This window comes from Kitasatospora sp. NBC_01300 (assembly GCF_041435235.1).
Taxonomy (GTDB): Bacteria; Actinomycetota; Actinomycetes; order Streptomycetales; family Streptomycetaceae; genus Kitasatospora.
Genome location: NZ_CP108408.1, coordinates 174,678 through 188,083 on the forward strand (window position 1 = coordinate 174,678; position 13,406 = coordinate 188,083).

Below are 13,406 nucleotides of genomic sequence, written 5' to 3' on the forward strand. Positions count from 1 at the left end.
CTGGTTCTGCCTTTCGTTTCAGTGGGCGGGGGTGGTGGTGCGGGGGGTGGTGCGCGTGGTGGTGGTACGCGGTGCGGCGGTGGTGCTGGTGGTGCTGGTGGTGGTGCGTCCGGCCGTGGCGGGCTGGGGTGGCCCGGGCGGGCGGAGGTCGTGGAGGAGGGCGCGCAGCGCCTGGGCGGCGTCGCGGCCCTCGGTGAGGGCGGTCTCGATGCGGGCGACGGCGGCGGAGCCGACGATCGCGGCGTCGGCTCCGGCGGCGGCGACCGCGTCCAGGTCGGCGGCGCATCTGACGCCGAAGCCGATGGCGACCGGGGTGGCGGGGGCGGCGGCGCGCAGGGCGGCGACGGTGGCGGCCAGGGTGTGGTGGCCTGCCGCGGGGGTGGTGCCGGAGCGGCCGTAGTGGGCGACGAGGTAGACGTAGGCGCCGTGGGCGTCGCGGGCGGCGGCGGTGAGGACCTCGGGGGTGGAGGTCGGGTAGCAGGTGGCGACCTGCGGCAGGTCCGCCTCGCGCAGGGCCTGGCGCCAGGCGGGGCGCAGGCGGGGCGGCAGGGCGTGGACGAGCAGGGCGTCGGCGCCGGCCCGGGCGATGGCGCGGGCGCAGGTGGCGGGGTCGGCGGCGCGCAGGCTGTGGCTCCAGTCGGCGAGCAGCGCGATCTTCAGGTTCTTCAACTGGGGCCGCAGGGTGGCGAGTTCGTCCAGGACGGTGTCCAGGGTGGTGCCGGCGGCCAGGGCCCGGTCGGCGGAGCGGCGGATGACGGGGCCGTCGGTGGGCGAGTTGGGGAAGGGGACGGCGAGTTCGAGGACGTCGACGCCTTCCTCCTCCAGGACGAGGGCCAGGTCGGTGAGGCGGGCGGGCGGGTCTCCGGCGTTGAGGAACAGGGCCAGGTGCGGGCGGCCGTCGGCGCGGGCGGCGAAGAACGTGGTGTCAGGCATGGGCGGGGGCCTTGTGGTCGGTGCGCAGGCGGGTGGCCAGGGCGCGGGGGGCGCCGTCGGCCAGGGCGTCCAGGGCGGCGGTGTGGGCGGTGTGCCAGTGGGTGTGGCGGCCCGAGGCGAGGGCGAGGGCGGCGGCGTTGAGGGCGATGGTGTGGGTGGCGGTGGGGCCGGCGCGGCCGGCGAGGGCTTGCAGGAAGTGGCCGGTGAGGTCCTCGGGGTGGGGGGCGAGGTCGGCCAGGGTGCCGTCGGCGGGGGCGATGGAGCCGGCGGGCAGGTGGATGGTGGTGTCGGGGGTGTGCAGGGTGTTGTCGGCGAAGGGCAGGAGTTCGTCGGCGCCGGCGGTGTTGGTGGCCAGCCACACGGCGCGTCCGGGGGTGCGGGGGGCGAGGTGGCGCAGGGCGGGCAGGTCGGTGGCGGCGCCGGCGCCGGTGAGCTGGGCGGTGACGGGCACGGTGGCGAGCAGGGGGCCGAGGGTGTTGAGGAGGCGGCCGAAGGGTTTGAGGGTGAGCGGGAACAGGAGGCGGGCCAGGCGGGTGAGGGCGGGCGGGTAGACGTGGGGGCCGGCGAAGGCGATGCCGTGGCGGGCGAGGTGGTCGGCGGTGGCGGTGTGGGAGGAGGTGAGGGTGATGCCCAGGCGTTCCAGCAGGTCGATGGAGCCGGCGCTGCTGGTGTAGGCGCGGGAGCCGGTCTTGACGACGGGTACGCCCATGGCGGCGGCGGTCAGGGCGGCGGCGGTGGAGAGGTTGAAGGTGGCCGGGCCGCCGCCGGTGCCGACGATGTTGACGCTGGCGGGGTGGGCGGGGCCGGGGTGGGGGCTGCGTTCGGTCAGGGAGGTGGTGAAGGCGGCGAGGGTGTCGGGGGCGGGCAGGCGGGTGGTGAGGGCGGCCAGCAGGGCCGCGGCCTGGGCCCGGTCGCTGTCGCGGGCCGGGCCCGGGGTGCGCTGCTCCAGCTGGTCCCACCACGAGCGCCAGGTGTCCAGGTCGACGTCGTGCCCGGCGAGCAGGGCGGTGAGGGCCGGGTGCACGGGTCAGCCGCCTGCCACGGCGCTGGCCGGGACGGCGCGGCGCTGGGTGATGAAGGCGTCGATGGCGGTGACGGAGCGGAAGTTGTTGGGGTCGAGGTCGGTGTCGTCGACGGGCAGGGCGAAGTGGTCCTCGACCCAGGCGATGAGCTTGAGGACGCCCAGGCTGTCGATGACGCCGTCGGAGAGCAGGTCGTGGTCGTCGGCGAGTTGGTCGGGGGTGACGTCGGGCAGGAACTCCTCGATGAGGAACCGCTTGATCTGGGCGATGTTGCTCATGGCTCGCAACTCCCTTGGGTGTGTGGGGTTCTGGTGGTTTCGGGTCGGGTGGTTCGGTCAGGCGGTGGGCAGGACGGCCTTGCGGTCGACCTTGCCGGTGGCGGTCTTTTGCAGCGGGGCGTCGTGGATGGCGAGGCGTTCGGGCACGGCGGCGCGCGGCAGGTTGCGGGCCAGGTGCTCGCGCAGGGTGAGGCTGTTGAGGGCGGAGCCGGCGGCGCGTTGGACGGCGGCGTGCAGGCGTTTGCCGGTCAGCGGGTCCGGGGCGGCGGCGACGGCGGCCTCGCGGACCTCGGGGTGGGCGAGCAGGACGCGTTCGACCTCGGCGGTGTTGACGGCGACGCCGCGGACCTTGACCTGGAAGTCGGCGCGTCCGGTCAGGTGCAGGCGTCCGTGTTCGTCGCGGACGGCCAGGTCGCCGGTGCGGAACCAGCGCCGTCCGGGGCCGGCGCCCTCGGGCTGGGTGGTGAAGCGGCCGGCGTCGCGGGAGCGGTCCAGGTAGCCGGCGGCCTGGAAGGGTGTGGAGACGTACAGTTCGCCGCGGCCGGGGCCGGTGACGGGGGTGCCGTCGGGGGCGGCGAGGAGGGTGCGCACGCCGGGCAGGGGGGTGCCGATGGGCACCGGCAGGGCGGCGGTGGCGTCCAGGCGGTCCAGGCGGTGCAGGAAGCTGTCGTTGGTCTCGGTGCAGCCGTAGATGTTGTAGAGCGCGGCGCCGGGCAGCAGGGCGGGCAGTGCGGCCAGGGTGCGGGCGTCGATGGCGTCGCCGGTGAACGCGGCGTGCTCGACGCTGTCCAGCACCGCGGTGCCTGCCGTCTGGGCGGCGGCCTGGGCGAGGAGGGCGTAGGCGAGGGGGACGGCCTGGAGGACGTGCGGGCGGTGGCGGGTGAGCTGGGCGAGCAGGTGGCGGGCGTTGAGCGCGTGGGCGGGGTCGATGAGCAGGACGGTGCCGCCGGCGGCGAGGGTGGCCCACACGTCGAGCAGGCACAGGTCGAAGTTGAGGGGGGCGTAGTTGGCGACGACGCGGCCGGGTCCGAGGTCGAAGGTGTCGTGGGCCCAGGCGGTGAAGCGGTCGACGGCGGCCTGGGCGAGGGGGACGATCTTGGGCAGGTCGGTGGAGCCGGAGGTGGTGAGCAGGAAGGAGGTGCCGGCGGCGAGGGTGGGCACGGGGGCGGGGCGGGCCAGGGTGGGCAGGGCGGGGGTGTCCTGGCCGAGGGGGGCGAGCAGGTGGCGGGCGCCGGCCTGGGCGAACAGGGCCGCGAGCAGGGCGGGGGCCAGCTGCGGGGAGGGCAGCAGGAAGGGGCGGCGCTCGATCAGGCAGGCCAGGACGAGGGCGATCTGCTCGGGGGACTTGGCGGCGGGCAGGCCCACCGGCTCGCCGGGGGCGAGGTCCAGTGTGTGCAGGCGCAGCCGTTCGCGTTCGGCGGTTTCGGCGAGTTCGCGGTAGGTGACGGCGCGTTCGTGCCACAGGAGGGCGACGGCGTCGGGCCGGGTGCGGGCGTGGGCGGTGAACGCGTCGGGCAGCGACAGCGGCGGCGGGGCCTGCACGGCGGGTGTGGAGGGCGCGGCGGGTGCGGTGGGTTCGGCGGGTGTGGTCATCGGGGTCTCACTCCCCCGCCGGGGTGAGGGCGGCCCAGCCGGCCTTGACGGCGGTGCCGTCCTGGGTGGCGACGGTGAAGCGCACCACCGTGCCCCGGTCGTAGGGCTGCAGGGTCAGGCGCAGCGGGGTGCCGGGGGTGGTGGGGGCGGCGAAGCGGGCGCCCAGGGCGGTGAGGCGGGTGGGGTCGCCGTCGGCGTGGCGGTCGGTGATCTCCTCGGTGGCGAGGGCGACCAGGTGCATGCCGTGGGCGATGGCGGCGGGGAATCCGGCGGCGCGGGCGGCGGCGTCGTCGAGGTGCAGGGGGTTGAGGTCGCCGGCGGCGTGGGCGTAGGCGGTGACGTCGGCGGGGGTGAGGGTGTGGGTGAGGGTGAGGGGTTCGGTGTCGGGGGTGGTGCCGGGGTGGGCGGCGGGGGTGAGGGTGCCGAAGGGTTCGATGGTGGTGGCGCCGACCAGCAGGGCGGAGGTGGTGAGGCGGGCCAGGGTGCGGGTGCCGTCGGTGAGGTGGGTGGTGAGGGCCAGGCGGGTGCCGCGGGCTTCGCGGCGGGCGGCGGTGACGGTGACGTCGATGTCGACGTGGGTGCCGGCGGTGAGGAGGTGGTGGGTGTGGATCTCCTGGGCGAGGTGGACCACGCCGGTGAAGCCGGGATCGCCCGTGGTCAGGGTGGTGACGGTGTGCTGGGCGAGGGTGTGGGCGAGGACGAAGGGGTGGGCGGGGGCGGCGGCTGCGTCCGGGGCGGGGGGCAGGCCGGTGCGGGCGGCGGTGCGGTAGGCGGCCAGGGCGTCGGCGGTCACGGTGGTGCTGGTGCGGGCGGTGCGGTGGGCGGGCGTGGTCGCGGGCCCGGTCGCGGTCGCCGGTGTGGTCGCGGGTGTGGTCGCGGTTGCGGGTGTGGTCGCGGGTGTCGTGGTCATAGCGGGGTCACCACCAGGGTCGAGTTGTGGCCGCCGAAGCCGAACGAGTTGGACAGGGCCGCGCCCGCGCGGATGGGGCGGGCGGTGCCGTGGACGACGTCGAGGTCCAGGCCCTGTTCGGTGTGCTCGTGGTTGGCGGTGGGAGGGGCGAGGCGGCTGTTCATGGCCTGCACGGCGGCGATCAGCTCGACGGCGCCGGCGGCGCCGATGAGGTGGCCGATGGAGCCCTTGGTGGAGGTGACGGGCACGCCGTGCGGGCCGAAGACGGTGCGCAGCGCGGCGGCTTCGGCGCGGTCGTTGTGCACGGTGGAGGTGCCGTGGGCGTTGACGTGGGCGATGTCGGCGGGGGTGAGGCCGGCGTCGGTGAGGGCGGCGCGCATGGCGGTGACGGCGCCGGCGCCGTCGGGGCGGGGGTTGGAGAGGTGGTAGGCGTCGGCGCTGGAGCCGTAGCCGGCGAGGAGGGCGTAGGGGGTGCGGTGGCGGGCGCGGGCGTCGGCGAGGCGTTCGAGGACGAGGAAGCCGGCGCCTTCGCCCATGACGAAGCCGTCGCGGTCGGTGTCGAAGGGGCGGCTGGCGCGGGTGGGGTCGTCGTTGCGCTGGGAGTGGGCGCCGAGGTTGCCGAACGCGGCGAGGGTGACGGGGGTGAGGGTGGCTTCGCAGCCGCCGGCGATGACGATGTCGGCGCGGCCGGTTTCCAGGAGGAGGGCGGCGTGGCCGATGGCGTCGGCGCTGGAGGCGCAGGTGGTGGCGATGGTCAGGGCGGGGCCGGTCCAGGCCAGGCGCATGGCGATCTGGGCGGCGGCGGCGTTGGGCATGGTGACCAGGGGCATCAGGGGGCTGACGCGCAGGGGTCCGGCGGTGGTGAAGAGGGCGGATTCGCGGTCGCTGGTGGTGCGGCCGCCGACCGCGTTGCCGACGACGATGGCGGTGCGGCCGGGGTCGGGTTCGGGGGCGCCGGCGTCCTGGTGGGCGGCGAGGGCGGCGAGGGTGCCGTAGTGGGCGAAGGGGTCGAGGCGGCGGGCGTCCTTGGCGGGGACGGGGCCGTTGGCGGGCAGGTCGGTGACGCGGCAGCCCAGGCGGACCCGGTGGCGGGCCAGGGCGGGGTCGGTGAGGGCGGTGGCGGTGGGGGTGCCGGTGCTGACGGTGTGCCAGAACGCGTCCGGGGTGTGGCCGGCGGGGCTGACGACGCCCAGGCCGGTGACGGCGATGGGGGGCCGGGTGGGGCGGGCTGCCATGGTCTTGTCCTTTCCGGGCGTTGGGGGCCGGCGCGGGCGGGCCGGGGTGCGGCCGGCGGGTGCCGGGGCCTGGCCGGGGTGTGGCCGGCGCGGGGGCGGGGGCCGGCTGGGTCAGATGAGGCCGGTCTGGGCGGCGGCGGTCAGGAAGGCGTCGGCGGCGAAGTCGATGTCGGCGGCGGTGTGGCGGGCGGTGACGGCGATCCGCAGCCGGGCCAGGTCGTTGGGCACGGCGGGGGTGACGACGGGCAGGCCGATGACGCCGGCCTTGCGGCAGGCGGTGGCGTAGTCGTAGGCGGCGTCGTCGGAGCCGGCGATGACGGGCAGGACGGCGGTGGCGGAGTCCATGGTGGAGATGCCGGCGTCGTTGAGGCGCCGGCGCAGGCGCTCGGCCTGGACCTGGATGTGGGTGACGCGCTCGGGTTCGCGGCGCAGGATCCGCAGGGACTCCAGGGCGGCGCCGGTCTGGGCGGGGCCGAGGGCGGCGGAGAACAGGAACGGGCGGGCGGCGTAGCGCAGGTGGCCGATCAGTTCGTGGCTGCCGGCGACCCAGCCGCCCATGGAGGGGATGGCCTTGGAGAGGGTGCCGAGTTTGATGTCGACGCGGTGGCGGTAGCCGAAGTGCTCCTCGATGCCGCCGCCGGTCTCTCCGATGACGCCCAGGGCGTGGGCCTCGTCGACCATCAGGAGGGCGTCGTGGGCGTCGCAGACCGCGCGCAGTTCGGGCAGCGGGGCGATGTCGCCGTCCATGGAGTAGACGCTGTCGACGATGACCAGGCGCACGCCGGTCGGGGAGGCGGCCTTGAGGCGGCGTTCCAGGTGGTCGACGTCGTTGTGGCGGAAGCGGGTGACGGTGGCGCCGGAGAGGCGGCAGCCGTCGACGATGCTGGCGTGGTCGTACTTGTCGATCAGGACGGTGTCGCCCTGGCCGACCAGGGCGCCGACGGTGCCGACGTTGGCGGCGTAGCCGGAGCCGAAGACCTGGGCGCGTTCGCGGCGGGCGAAGCGGGCGACCTCGGCTTCCAGTTCCTCGTGCAGCGGGATGGTGCCGGCCAGGGCGCGCACGCCGTGGTTGCCGGTGCCGTAGACGTCGACGGCGGCCTTGGCGGCGGCCACGACGCGTTCGTCTCCGGCCAGGCCCAGGTAGCTGTAGCCGGACATCATGAGCAGGCGCTCGCCGTCCAGGTCGCAGTAGGCGCTGTCGCGTTCCATGGTGTAGGCGACGAAGCTGTTGCGGCGTGAGGGGTCGGACTCCAGCGCGGCCACGCGGTCCAGGGTGGCGGCGAGCTTCGGCTCCAGGCGGTCCCATGCTCCGGTGGCGTTCACGTGCGGGTCTCCTTCTCGGCGGGGCGCGGCGGGCGCGCGGCGGTTTTGCCGTGCGGTTTGCCGTCGGTTTGCCGCCGGTTGTCCGTCGGCTGTTCGGCGGTTCGTCGTCGGCTTGTTCAGGATTGTTTTCGGTATTTCCCGGCGCGGGGGCGGGTGGTGGTGCTGGGGTTTCCTCCCGGGATAGTCCCGGGGCTTTTACGGGTGGTGCCCGGCGCAGGGGGTGGGGTGGTGTTTCTCGAAGCCTTCACGCGGGGTGCTCAAGGATGACTACATTTCTACGGCAGGATGCGCAAGGCGTCCGCAATAGCCGTGTTCCCGGCCTGCGGTAACGCTCTGACGTGCAGAAACCCTGCGTCCACGACGCATGGACCGGCTGGTGGGTATGTTTTGTCGACCAGTGTTGACACCGTGTGATGCGCCGAATGTATGGTCGAAATCCGCCGAAACCGAACGGCTGGTCGGCGGCATTTCCGGTCCAGGTTTCCCACGCCGTCGGCCCGGCGTCACGGGCCGTCGGCTCCGCTTTGGCTCAAGGGGGTTGGAGCACGTTGAACGGCTTCCGGGAAGACAGTCCGTCCGGCAGATCGGGGGAATTCTCATGCTGATCCGCCTGACAGGACTCGTGACGATCGAGCACGACCACGGCGCCCCGCAGCACCTGTCCAGCGCCCAGGCCCAGGTGGCGTTCGCCCGCCTGGTCCTGGAGCGCTCCGCCGGCACCAGCCGCGACCAGCTGGCCGACACCATCTGGCCCGACGGGCTGCCCGACACGTGGGCCTCCGCGCTGCGCAGCGTGGTCTCGCGGGTGCGGGCGTTCGTCGCCTCCCCCGGCCAGGGCCCGGGCGCCACCCCGCTGATCGCCCAGGGCGGGCGCTACGTCCTGCGGCTGCCCGCGGACGCGGCGGTGGACCTGGAGGCCGCCGCCAGCGCGGTCGGGGAGGCCGGGGAGGCGTACGCGGCCCGCTCCTACGCGGTGGCGCAGCAGTTGGCCGCGGGGGCGATCGCCAATCTGCGCGGCGCGTTCCTGCCCGACCACGAGGGCGAGTGGGCGGGCGGGGTGCGCGAGCACGTGGAGGAGTTGCGGATGTCCGCGCTGGAGACGGCGAGCCTGTCGGCGTCGGCGCTGGGCGAGGAGCACCACGCGCTGCGCTGGGCCGACGAGGCGGTGCGCCGCGCCCCGTTCCGTGAGAGCGCCTACCGCTGCCGGATGGAGGCGCTGGCCGCGGCCGGCAACCGGGCCGAGGCGCTGCGCTGTTACCAGCAGCTGCGCCAGGTGCTGGCGGAGGAGCTGGGCATCGACCCGGCCGCCGAGACGCAGGAGCTCTACCTGGCGCTGCTGCGCTCCCCCGCCCCGGTCGCGCCCGCCGCGGCGGCGGTGCGGCCGGTGGACCCGGTGCTGATGGGGATCTTCGAGCCGCTGGCCCTGGCCCGGCTGGCGCGTCCGGCCGGGCCGCCGGTGCGCGCGGCCTGACGGGGCTGTCGGTGCGCGCGGCCTGACGGCTTGTCGTCGTGGCGGGCGGCCCCCCGGCGTTGGGGGCCGCCCGCCCGCGTGCGCGCACGGGGGCGGGCGGGGGCGCGGGGGTCGCGGGCGCGCCGGGGCGGGCGCGCGCGTGTTGCGGAGGTGTTGCGGTGGGCGTGGCGCACGGCGCGCTCGTAGTAGCGTCGAGGCGCGAAGTCGCGCACGCCGCGCGGCTTTTACCGAACCGGGACGGGGGTCGAGCGTTGGGAAGGGGTGGTGGGTGTGGGACGGGCACGCGTGGCGGCGCGGGTGATCGTGCACCCTGGTGTGGAGGACCTCAGCGTCCAGCAGGTGTTGGAGGCACTCGCGGACCCTGCCCGCAGATCGGTGGTGCGCCGGCTGGCCCACGCGGGCGCCGCGCTCAGCTGCGGCTCCTTTGACCTTCCGGTCTCCCGCTCCACCTCGACGCACCACTTCAACGTGCTGCGCCAGGCCGGACTGCTGCACCAGTACTACGTGGGCACCACCAAGATGAACTCGCTGCGCGCCGAGGAGCTGGAGGGCCGCTTCCCGGGCCTGCTGTCGGCGGTGGTGGCCGCCGCCGACGCCGAGGCCCGCACGGCGCCCTGACGGCCGGCCCGCTCCGGGCGAGCGGGCCGGCCGTGGCCGGTCCTGGCGGGGCCGGCTCCGGTGGGGTCGGCTCCGGTGGGGTCGGTCCTGGCGGGGTCGGTCCTGGCGGGGTCAGTTCCGGACGGTGAGGACGATCTTGCCGACCTGGGTGCCGGCCTCCAGGTAGCGGTGGGCCTCGGCGATCTCGTCGAGGCCCTCGAAGACCCGGTCGACGGCGGGGGTGAAGGAGCCGTCCGCGAGCCCGGCGGTGACGAAGGCCTGTGCGCGGCGCAGCCGTTCGTCGTCGCGGGTCACCTCGTGCATCGAGTAGAAGCGGCTGGTGACGGGGGCGAAGGTGTCCTGGCCGGGCAGGGGGGTGTCGCGGGGGTCGAGGCGGCCGTAGACGATCAGGCGGCCGCCGGGGGCGAGGGTGCGGGCGAGGGTGAGGACGCCGGGGCCGGCGACGGGGTCGAAGACGGTGCGCACGCCGGCCCCGGCGGTGATGGCGTCCACGCGGGCCACCAGGTCCTCCTCGCCGGTGATGACGACGTCGGCGGCGCCGGCGTCCAGGAGTTGCTGCTTCTTGGCGCGGGTGCGGGTGGTGGCGATGGGGACGGCGCCCAGGCGGCGGGCGGTGCGGATGGCGGCCAGGCCGGTGCCGGAGGCGGCGGCGGTGAGCAGGACGTGGTCGCCGGGGCGCAGGTGGCCGTCCTCGGCGAAGGCGCCGTAGGCGGTCAGGTAGGGCATCCACACGGCCGTGCCCTGGACGTCGGTGAGGCCGGCCGGGTGGTGGACGACGGCGCGGGCGGGCACGAGGGCGTGGGTGCGGTAGACGCCGTAGTCGTTCTGGGAGAAGGCGGGGACGGTGTCGACCCGGTCGCCGGCGGCGAAGCCGGTGACGCCCTCGCCGAGGGCTTCCACGGTGCCGGCGGCCTCGTAGCCGGGGGTGGCGGGCAACCTGGGCTCGTCGAGGTAGGTGCCGGCGCGGAAGAGGGCCTCGGCGCGGTTGAGGCCGATCGCGGTGACGCGGATGAGCAGTTCGCCGGGGCCGGGCACGGGTACGGGGGCGGCTCGCACGGTCAGGACCTCCGGTCCTCCGGTGCGGTCGAAGACGACGGTCCTGGACATGGTGTAACTCCCCTGCTGCGGCGGGCCGGTGGCGGTGCGGCGTGCGGTACGGCGTGCGGTACGGCGTGTGGTGCGGTGTGCGGTGCGGCCACTTACGTAACCCGGTGCGCGGGAAACTGTCAAACTTCGACCGGTCTCGGAATAGTGGGCGGTCGGCGGGCGTTGCCGGTGAGTTGACCTCGCGTCAGATGCGGGGCTACGTGGGCTGCGGGGGCGGGCGGGGACCCGGCGCGGCGGCGGGCGGGCGGTGTTCGTATCCTTCGGCGGATGGACGCCTTCGCACCGCCGCACGAGCCGCCGCAGGAACCGCCGCACGGGCCGTACGGGCCCTCGGGCCGGGCCTGGGCCGCCACGCTGCGGTGGGTGGAGCAGGGACTGCCCGCGGGCCACCGGGTGCGGTCGGTGACGGGCCTGCGCGGCGGCTGGACCTCGCGGATGCGGCGCCTGGACGTCGGCCCGGAGGGAGGTGCGGAGGCGGGCGGGTACAGGCTGGTGCTGCGTTCGTTCGTCAAGCCGTTCTACCTGCGCCACGCGCCCGCCCTGCTGACCCGTGAGGCCGGCGTGCTGCGGCTGCTCGCGGCCGGCGGCGTGCCGGCGGCGCGGCTGCACGCCCTGGACGCGGCGGGCGAGTTCTGCGACCACCCGTCGCTGGTGATGTCGCTGCTGCCGGGCGGCGTGCGGGTGGCGCAGGACGGCGACGTGGAGCGCCGCGCGGAGCTGCTGGCCGGTCAGCTGGCCGCCGTGCACGCCCTCGTGGTGGCGCCGGGCGATCGCCCCCGCGCCTTCGAGGCGTGGACGTCCCCGGAGCGGGTGCGGGTGCCCGGGGCCACGGCGCGTCCCGGGGTGTGGCGGCGGGCGGTGGACGTGATCCGCCGCGAGGCGCCCGCGTACCGGCCGTGCTTCCTGCACCGCGACTTCCACCCCGGCAACGTGCTGTTCACCGGGCAGGGCGCCGGGCTGGCCGTCAGCGGGGTCGTGGACTGGGTGGAGACCTCCTGGGGCCCGGCCGACCTGGACGTGGCCCACTGCTCCACCGCCCTGGCCCTGCTGCACGGCGTGGACACCGGCCTGGACTTCGCCGCCCGCTACCTGGCGGCCGGCGGCACGCTGGAGGAGGACCGGGGCGCGCACCTGTACTGGCGGCTGCTGGACGCGCTGGCGTTCGCGCCGGACGCGGAGAAGGTCGCCGTGCCGTGGCGGGAGCTGGGGCGCGACGACCTGACGCCGACCCTGCTGGGCCGGCGCCTGGAGGACTACCTGGAGGCACTGCTCGACCGGCACGCCTGAGCCCCGCCCGCCGTTCGCCGTTCGCTCCCCGGCTCCCCGGCTCCCCGGCGGGCGGTTCAGGTGGCCGGCCCGCCGTCGAGGAAGGCGGCGATCAGGGCCTGGGGCGTGTCGTCGCCGTTGCGGGGGAACATGGCCCGCCCGTAGGCGGCGAGGGCGGCCTCGGTGTCGCCGGGGTGCGCCGACAGGGCCTTAGCGATCGCCCTCGGAACGGACGGCGTTGCCCGGGCTGTCGAGCCAGTACCGGTGCTCGCCCTGGGGCGTCACGGTCAGCCCGAACCGCTCTGGCCCGGGTTCGCCGTGGTCAATCCACCAGGCGTGCGCCTGTGCCACCTCGTTCCACAGCCGCCGCTTGCCGTACTGCCACACGGTGTAGCCGCTCGACCCGTCGTCCGCCCGGTCGACGGCCGCCCACGAGGTGGCGTCGGTGGTGGCGAGCCAGAGCCGGCGGGCGACGCCGTCCACGTCGGGGTCGTCGTCCCACGCCGTCCAGACGTTGCCGAGGTGCACGCCGATGGTGAACGCGAGGTCCCACCGGTCTTCCGCGATCCCGTGCGCGGGCAGCTCGGTGTGCGACTCGTCCGGCACGTGCTCGTCTCGGACCACGTCCCGATAGATCCGCAGGTCCGTTCGCTGGTTCCGCGCGAGCATGAACGCGCTGTAGGGGCTGAAACGGCCCTCGGCGCTGCCGTCCTCGGCGACCGACAGCCTCAGCAGGCCCCAGCAGACCCACGGGTTGTCCCACGGCGTGAGGATCAGCCCGCCGGGCCTGGTCTGGCGGACCAGCGCCTCGGGGACGCCTTGCAGGGCGCAGGTCACCGAGACACGGTCGTACGGGGCCCGCAGGCCCCACCCTCGGGTGCCGTCGCCGCAGACCACTTCGGGGCTGAAACCGGCGTTCGCCAGACTGGTCCGGGCTCGCGTCGCGACCTGCGCGTCCACCTCGATGGAGACGACGTTCGACGAGCCGAGCCGGTGGCTCAGGTAGGCGGCCGTCAGCCCCGTGCCGGTGCCGATCTCCAGCACGGTCATGCCCTCCCGCAGATCGAGCATTTCGAGCATGCGGAACACGATGGACGGTGCCGATGCCGAGGACGACGGCCATGGGTCTGCGTCCGGGTCCTTCCCGTCGTTGACCTGCGTGACGACCGGCACGTCGGCGTAGGCGGCCTTGTTCCAGCCATCCGGATCGGATTCGCGGTCGCACGGCGTGTAGCCGCCGTGCCCGTCGTCCAGCCACACCCGGTCGGCGAGGAACCAGGACCGGGGCGCCGCTTCGGCGGCTGCCGCCCATTCCGGGGCCACGTCGCGGCCGAGCTCCTTGCCGACGGCCGAGAGCAGGCCGCGAACGGCGACCTGCTCCGGCTGACTCCCGTGCTCAGGCAATTACTTCCCCTTGCCGTGCTTGTTGTCGCCCTTGCTGCCCTGCGTGTCGGGGCTCGGGGCCGACTTGCCCGGGTCCTTGTTCCCCGCGTGCTTGCCCTGTCCACCGTCGTTGCGGCCCGATCCGCCGCCGCTGCTCCCGCCCTTGCCGGTTCCCCAACCCATGGCCGGACTCCTTCACGTCGTCCCGGGCTCCGTGCTCGACCCGGATGCTTCCTGCGCCGTCTGCTGTGACCGGCACAGGCCACG

The 13,406-nt window shown here is 75.2% G+C and carries 13 protein-coding genes; 3 read left to right on the forward strand and 10 right to left on the reverse strand.

Features of this window, described 5'->3' with window-relative positions; all coding sequences use genetic code 11:
- Window positions 1-18: 18 nt before the first annotated feature.
- From trpA to OG556_RS00945, 7 genes are all read right to left on the reverse strand, one after another.
- Complete coding sequence (gene trpA / locus OG556_RS00915) at window positions 19-933, reverse strand: tryptophan synthase subunit alpha (RefSeq protein ID WP_371515350.1); 915 nt, start codon at window positions 931-933, stop codon at window positions 19-21.
- Window positions 926-1,957: a hypothetical protein gene (locus tag OG556_RS00920; protein WP_371515351.1), complete on the reverse strand. Its 1,032-nt coding sequence runs from the start codon at window positions 1,955-1,957 to the stop codon at window positions 926-928. Before OG556_RS00920 ends, trpA begins: the two co-directional genes overlap by 8 nt.
- A 3-nt stretch (window positions 1,958-1,960) precedes the next feature.
- Window positions 1,961-2,233: an acyl carrier protein gene (locus OG556_RS00925; RefSeq protein WP_371515352.1), complete on the reverse strand. Its 273-nt coding sequence runs from the start codon at window positions 2,231-2,233 to the stop codon at window positions 1,961-1,963.
- A gap of 57 nt (window positions 2,234-2,290) precedes the next feature.
- A complete protein-coding gene (locus OG556_RS00930; RefSeq protein ID WP_371515353.1) occupies window positions 2,291-3,826 on the reverse strand; it encodes an AMP-binding protein in 1,536 nt (511 codons plus the stop codon).
- 7 nt (window positions 3,827-3,833) lie between these two features.
- Entirely contained in the window at window positions 3,834-4,736 is a 903-nt protein-coding gene (locus OG556_RS00935; RefSeq protein WP_371515354.1) for a MaoC family dehydratase, read from the reverse strand.
- Window positions 4,733-5,971, reverse strand: a complete 1,239-nt coding sequence (locus OG556_RS00940; RefSeq protein ID WP_371515355.1) for a beta-ketoacyl synthase — start codon at window positions 5,969-5,971, stop codon at window positions 4,733-4,735. Before OG556_RS00940 ends, OG556_RS00935 begins: the two co-directional genes overlap by 4 nt.
- Window positions 5,972-6,082: 111 nt before the next feature.
- Window positions 6,083-7,294 carry an aminotransferase class I/II-fold pyridoxal phosphate-dependent enzyme gene (locus OG556_RS00945; protein WP_063352988.1) on the reverse strand — a complete coding sequence of 404 codons (1,212 nt, stop codon included), beginning with the start codon at window positions 7,292-7,294 and terminating at the stop codon, window positions 6,083-6,085.
- Window positions 7,295-7,892: 598 nt separating this feature from the next.
- Between OG556_RS00945 and OG556_RS00950 the strand changes: the two genes are divergently transcribed.
- On the forward strand, window positions 7,893-8,765 hold the full coding sequence (locus OG556_RS00950) for a BTAD domain-containing putative transcriptional regulator (protein WP_371515356.1): 873 nt from the start codon (window positions 7,893-7,895) through the stop codon (window positions 8,763-8,765).
- A gap of 270 nt (window positions 8,766-9,035) precedes the next feature.
- Window positions 9,036-9,383 (forward strand): helix-turn-helix transcriptional regulator, encoded by a 348-nt coding sequence (locus OG556_RS00955; RefSeq protein WP_350886075.1) that lies wholly within the window; start codon window positions 9,036-9,038, stop codon window positions 9,381-9,383.
- A 111-nt stretch (window positions 9,384-9,494) separates the two neighbouring features.
- Here OG556_RS00955 and OG556_RS00960 read toward each other — a convergent pair whose 3' ends face one another.
- Window positions 9,495-10,490, reverse strand: coding sequence for a zinc-dependent alcohol dehydrogenase family protein (locus tag OG556_RS00960; protein ID WP_371515357.1), 996 nt, complete (start codon window positions 10,488-10,490; stop codon window positions 9,495-9,497).
- 267 nt (window positions 10,491-10,757) lie between these two features.
- On the opposite strand from OG556_RS00960, the gene OG556_RS00965 reads away from it, so the two are divergent.
- Window positions 10,758-11,777, forward strand: a complete 1,020-nt coding sequence (locus OG556_RS00965) for a phosphotransferase family protein (RefSeq protein ID WP_371515358.1) — start codon at window positions 10,758-10,760, stop codon at window positions 11,775-11,777.
- A gap of 189 nt (window positions 11,778-11,966) precedes the next feature.
- Here OG556_RS00965 and OG556_RS00970 read toward each other — a convergent pair whose 3' ends face one another.
- Entirely contained in the window at window positions 11,967-13,160 is a 1,194-nt protein-coding gene (locus tag OG556_RS00970) for a methyltransferase domain-containing protein (protein WP_371515359.1), read from the reverse strand.
- A complete protein-coding gene (locus tag OG556_RS00975) occupies window positions 13,161-13,322 on the reverse strand; it encodes a hypothetical protein (protein ID WP_350886069.1) in 162 nt (53 codons plus the stop codon).
- Window positions 13,323-13,406: the final 84 nt, after the last annotated feature.

What these genes read in the sequence shown, in the direction of transcription:
- OG556_RS00950 (WP_371515356.1), top strand. Translation starts at nt 7,893, where the DNA reads ATGCTGATCCGCCTGACAGGACTCGTGACGATCGAGCACGACCACGGC.
- OG556_RS00965 (WP_371515358.1), top strand. Translation starts at nt 10,758, where the DNA reads ATGGACGCCTTCGCACCGCCGCACGAGCCGCCGCAGGAACCGCCGCAC.
- OG556_RS00940 (WP_371515355.1), bottom strand. Translation starts at nt 5,971, where the DNA reads ATGGCAGCCCGCCCCACCCGGCCCCCCATCGCCGTCACCGGCCTGGGC.
- OG556_RS00960 (WP_371515357.1), bottom strand. Translation starts at nt 10,490, where the DNA reads ATGTCCAGGACCGTCGTCTTCGACCGCACCGGAGGACCGGAGGTCCTG.
- OG556_RS00935 (WP_371515354.1), bottom strand. Translation starts at nt 4,736, where the DNA reads ATGACCACGACACCCGCGACCACACCCGCAACCGCGACCACACCCGCG.
- OG556_RS00975 (WP_350886069.1), bottom strand. Translation starts at nt 13,322, where the DNA reads ATGGGTTGGGGAACCGGCAAGGGCGGGAGCAGCGGCGGCGGATCGGGC.
- trpA (WP_371515350.1), bottom strand. Translation starts at nt 933, where the DNA reads ATGCCTGACACCACGTTCTTCGCCGCCCGCGCCGACGGCCGCCCGCAC.
- OG556_RS00925 (WP_371515352.1), bottom strand. Translation starts at nt 2,233, where the DNA reads ATGAGCAACATCGCCCAGATCAAGCGGTTCCTCATCGAGGAGTTCCTG.
- OG556_RS00930 (WP_371515353.1), bottom strand. Translation starts at nt 3,826, where the DNA reads ATGACCACACCCGCCGAACCCACCGCACCCGCCGCGCCCTCCACACCC.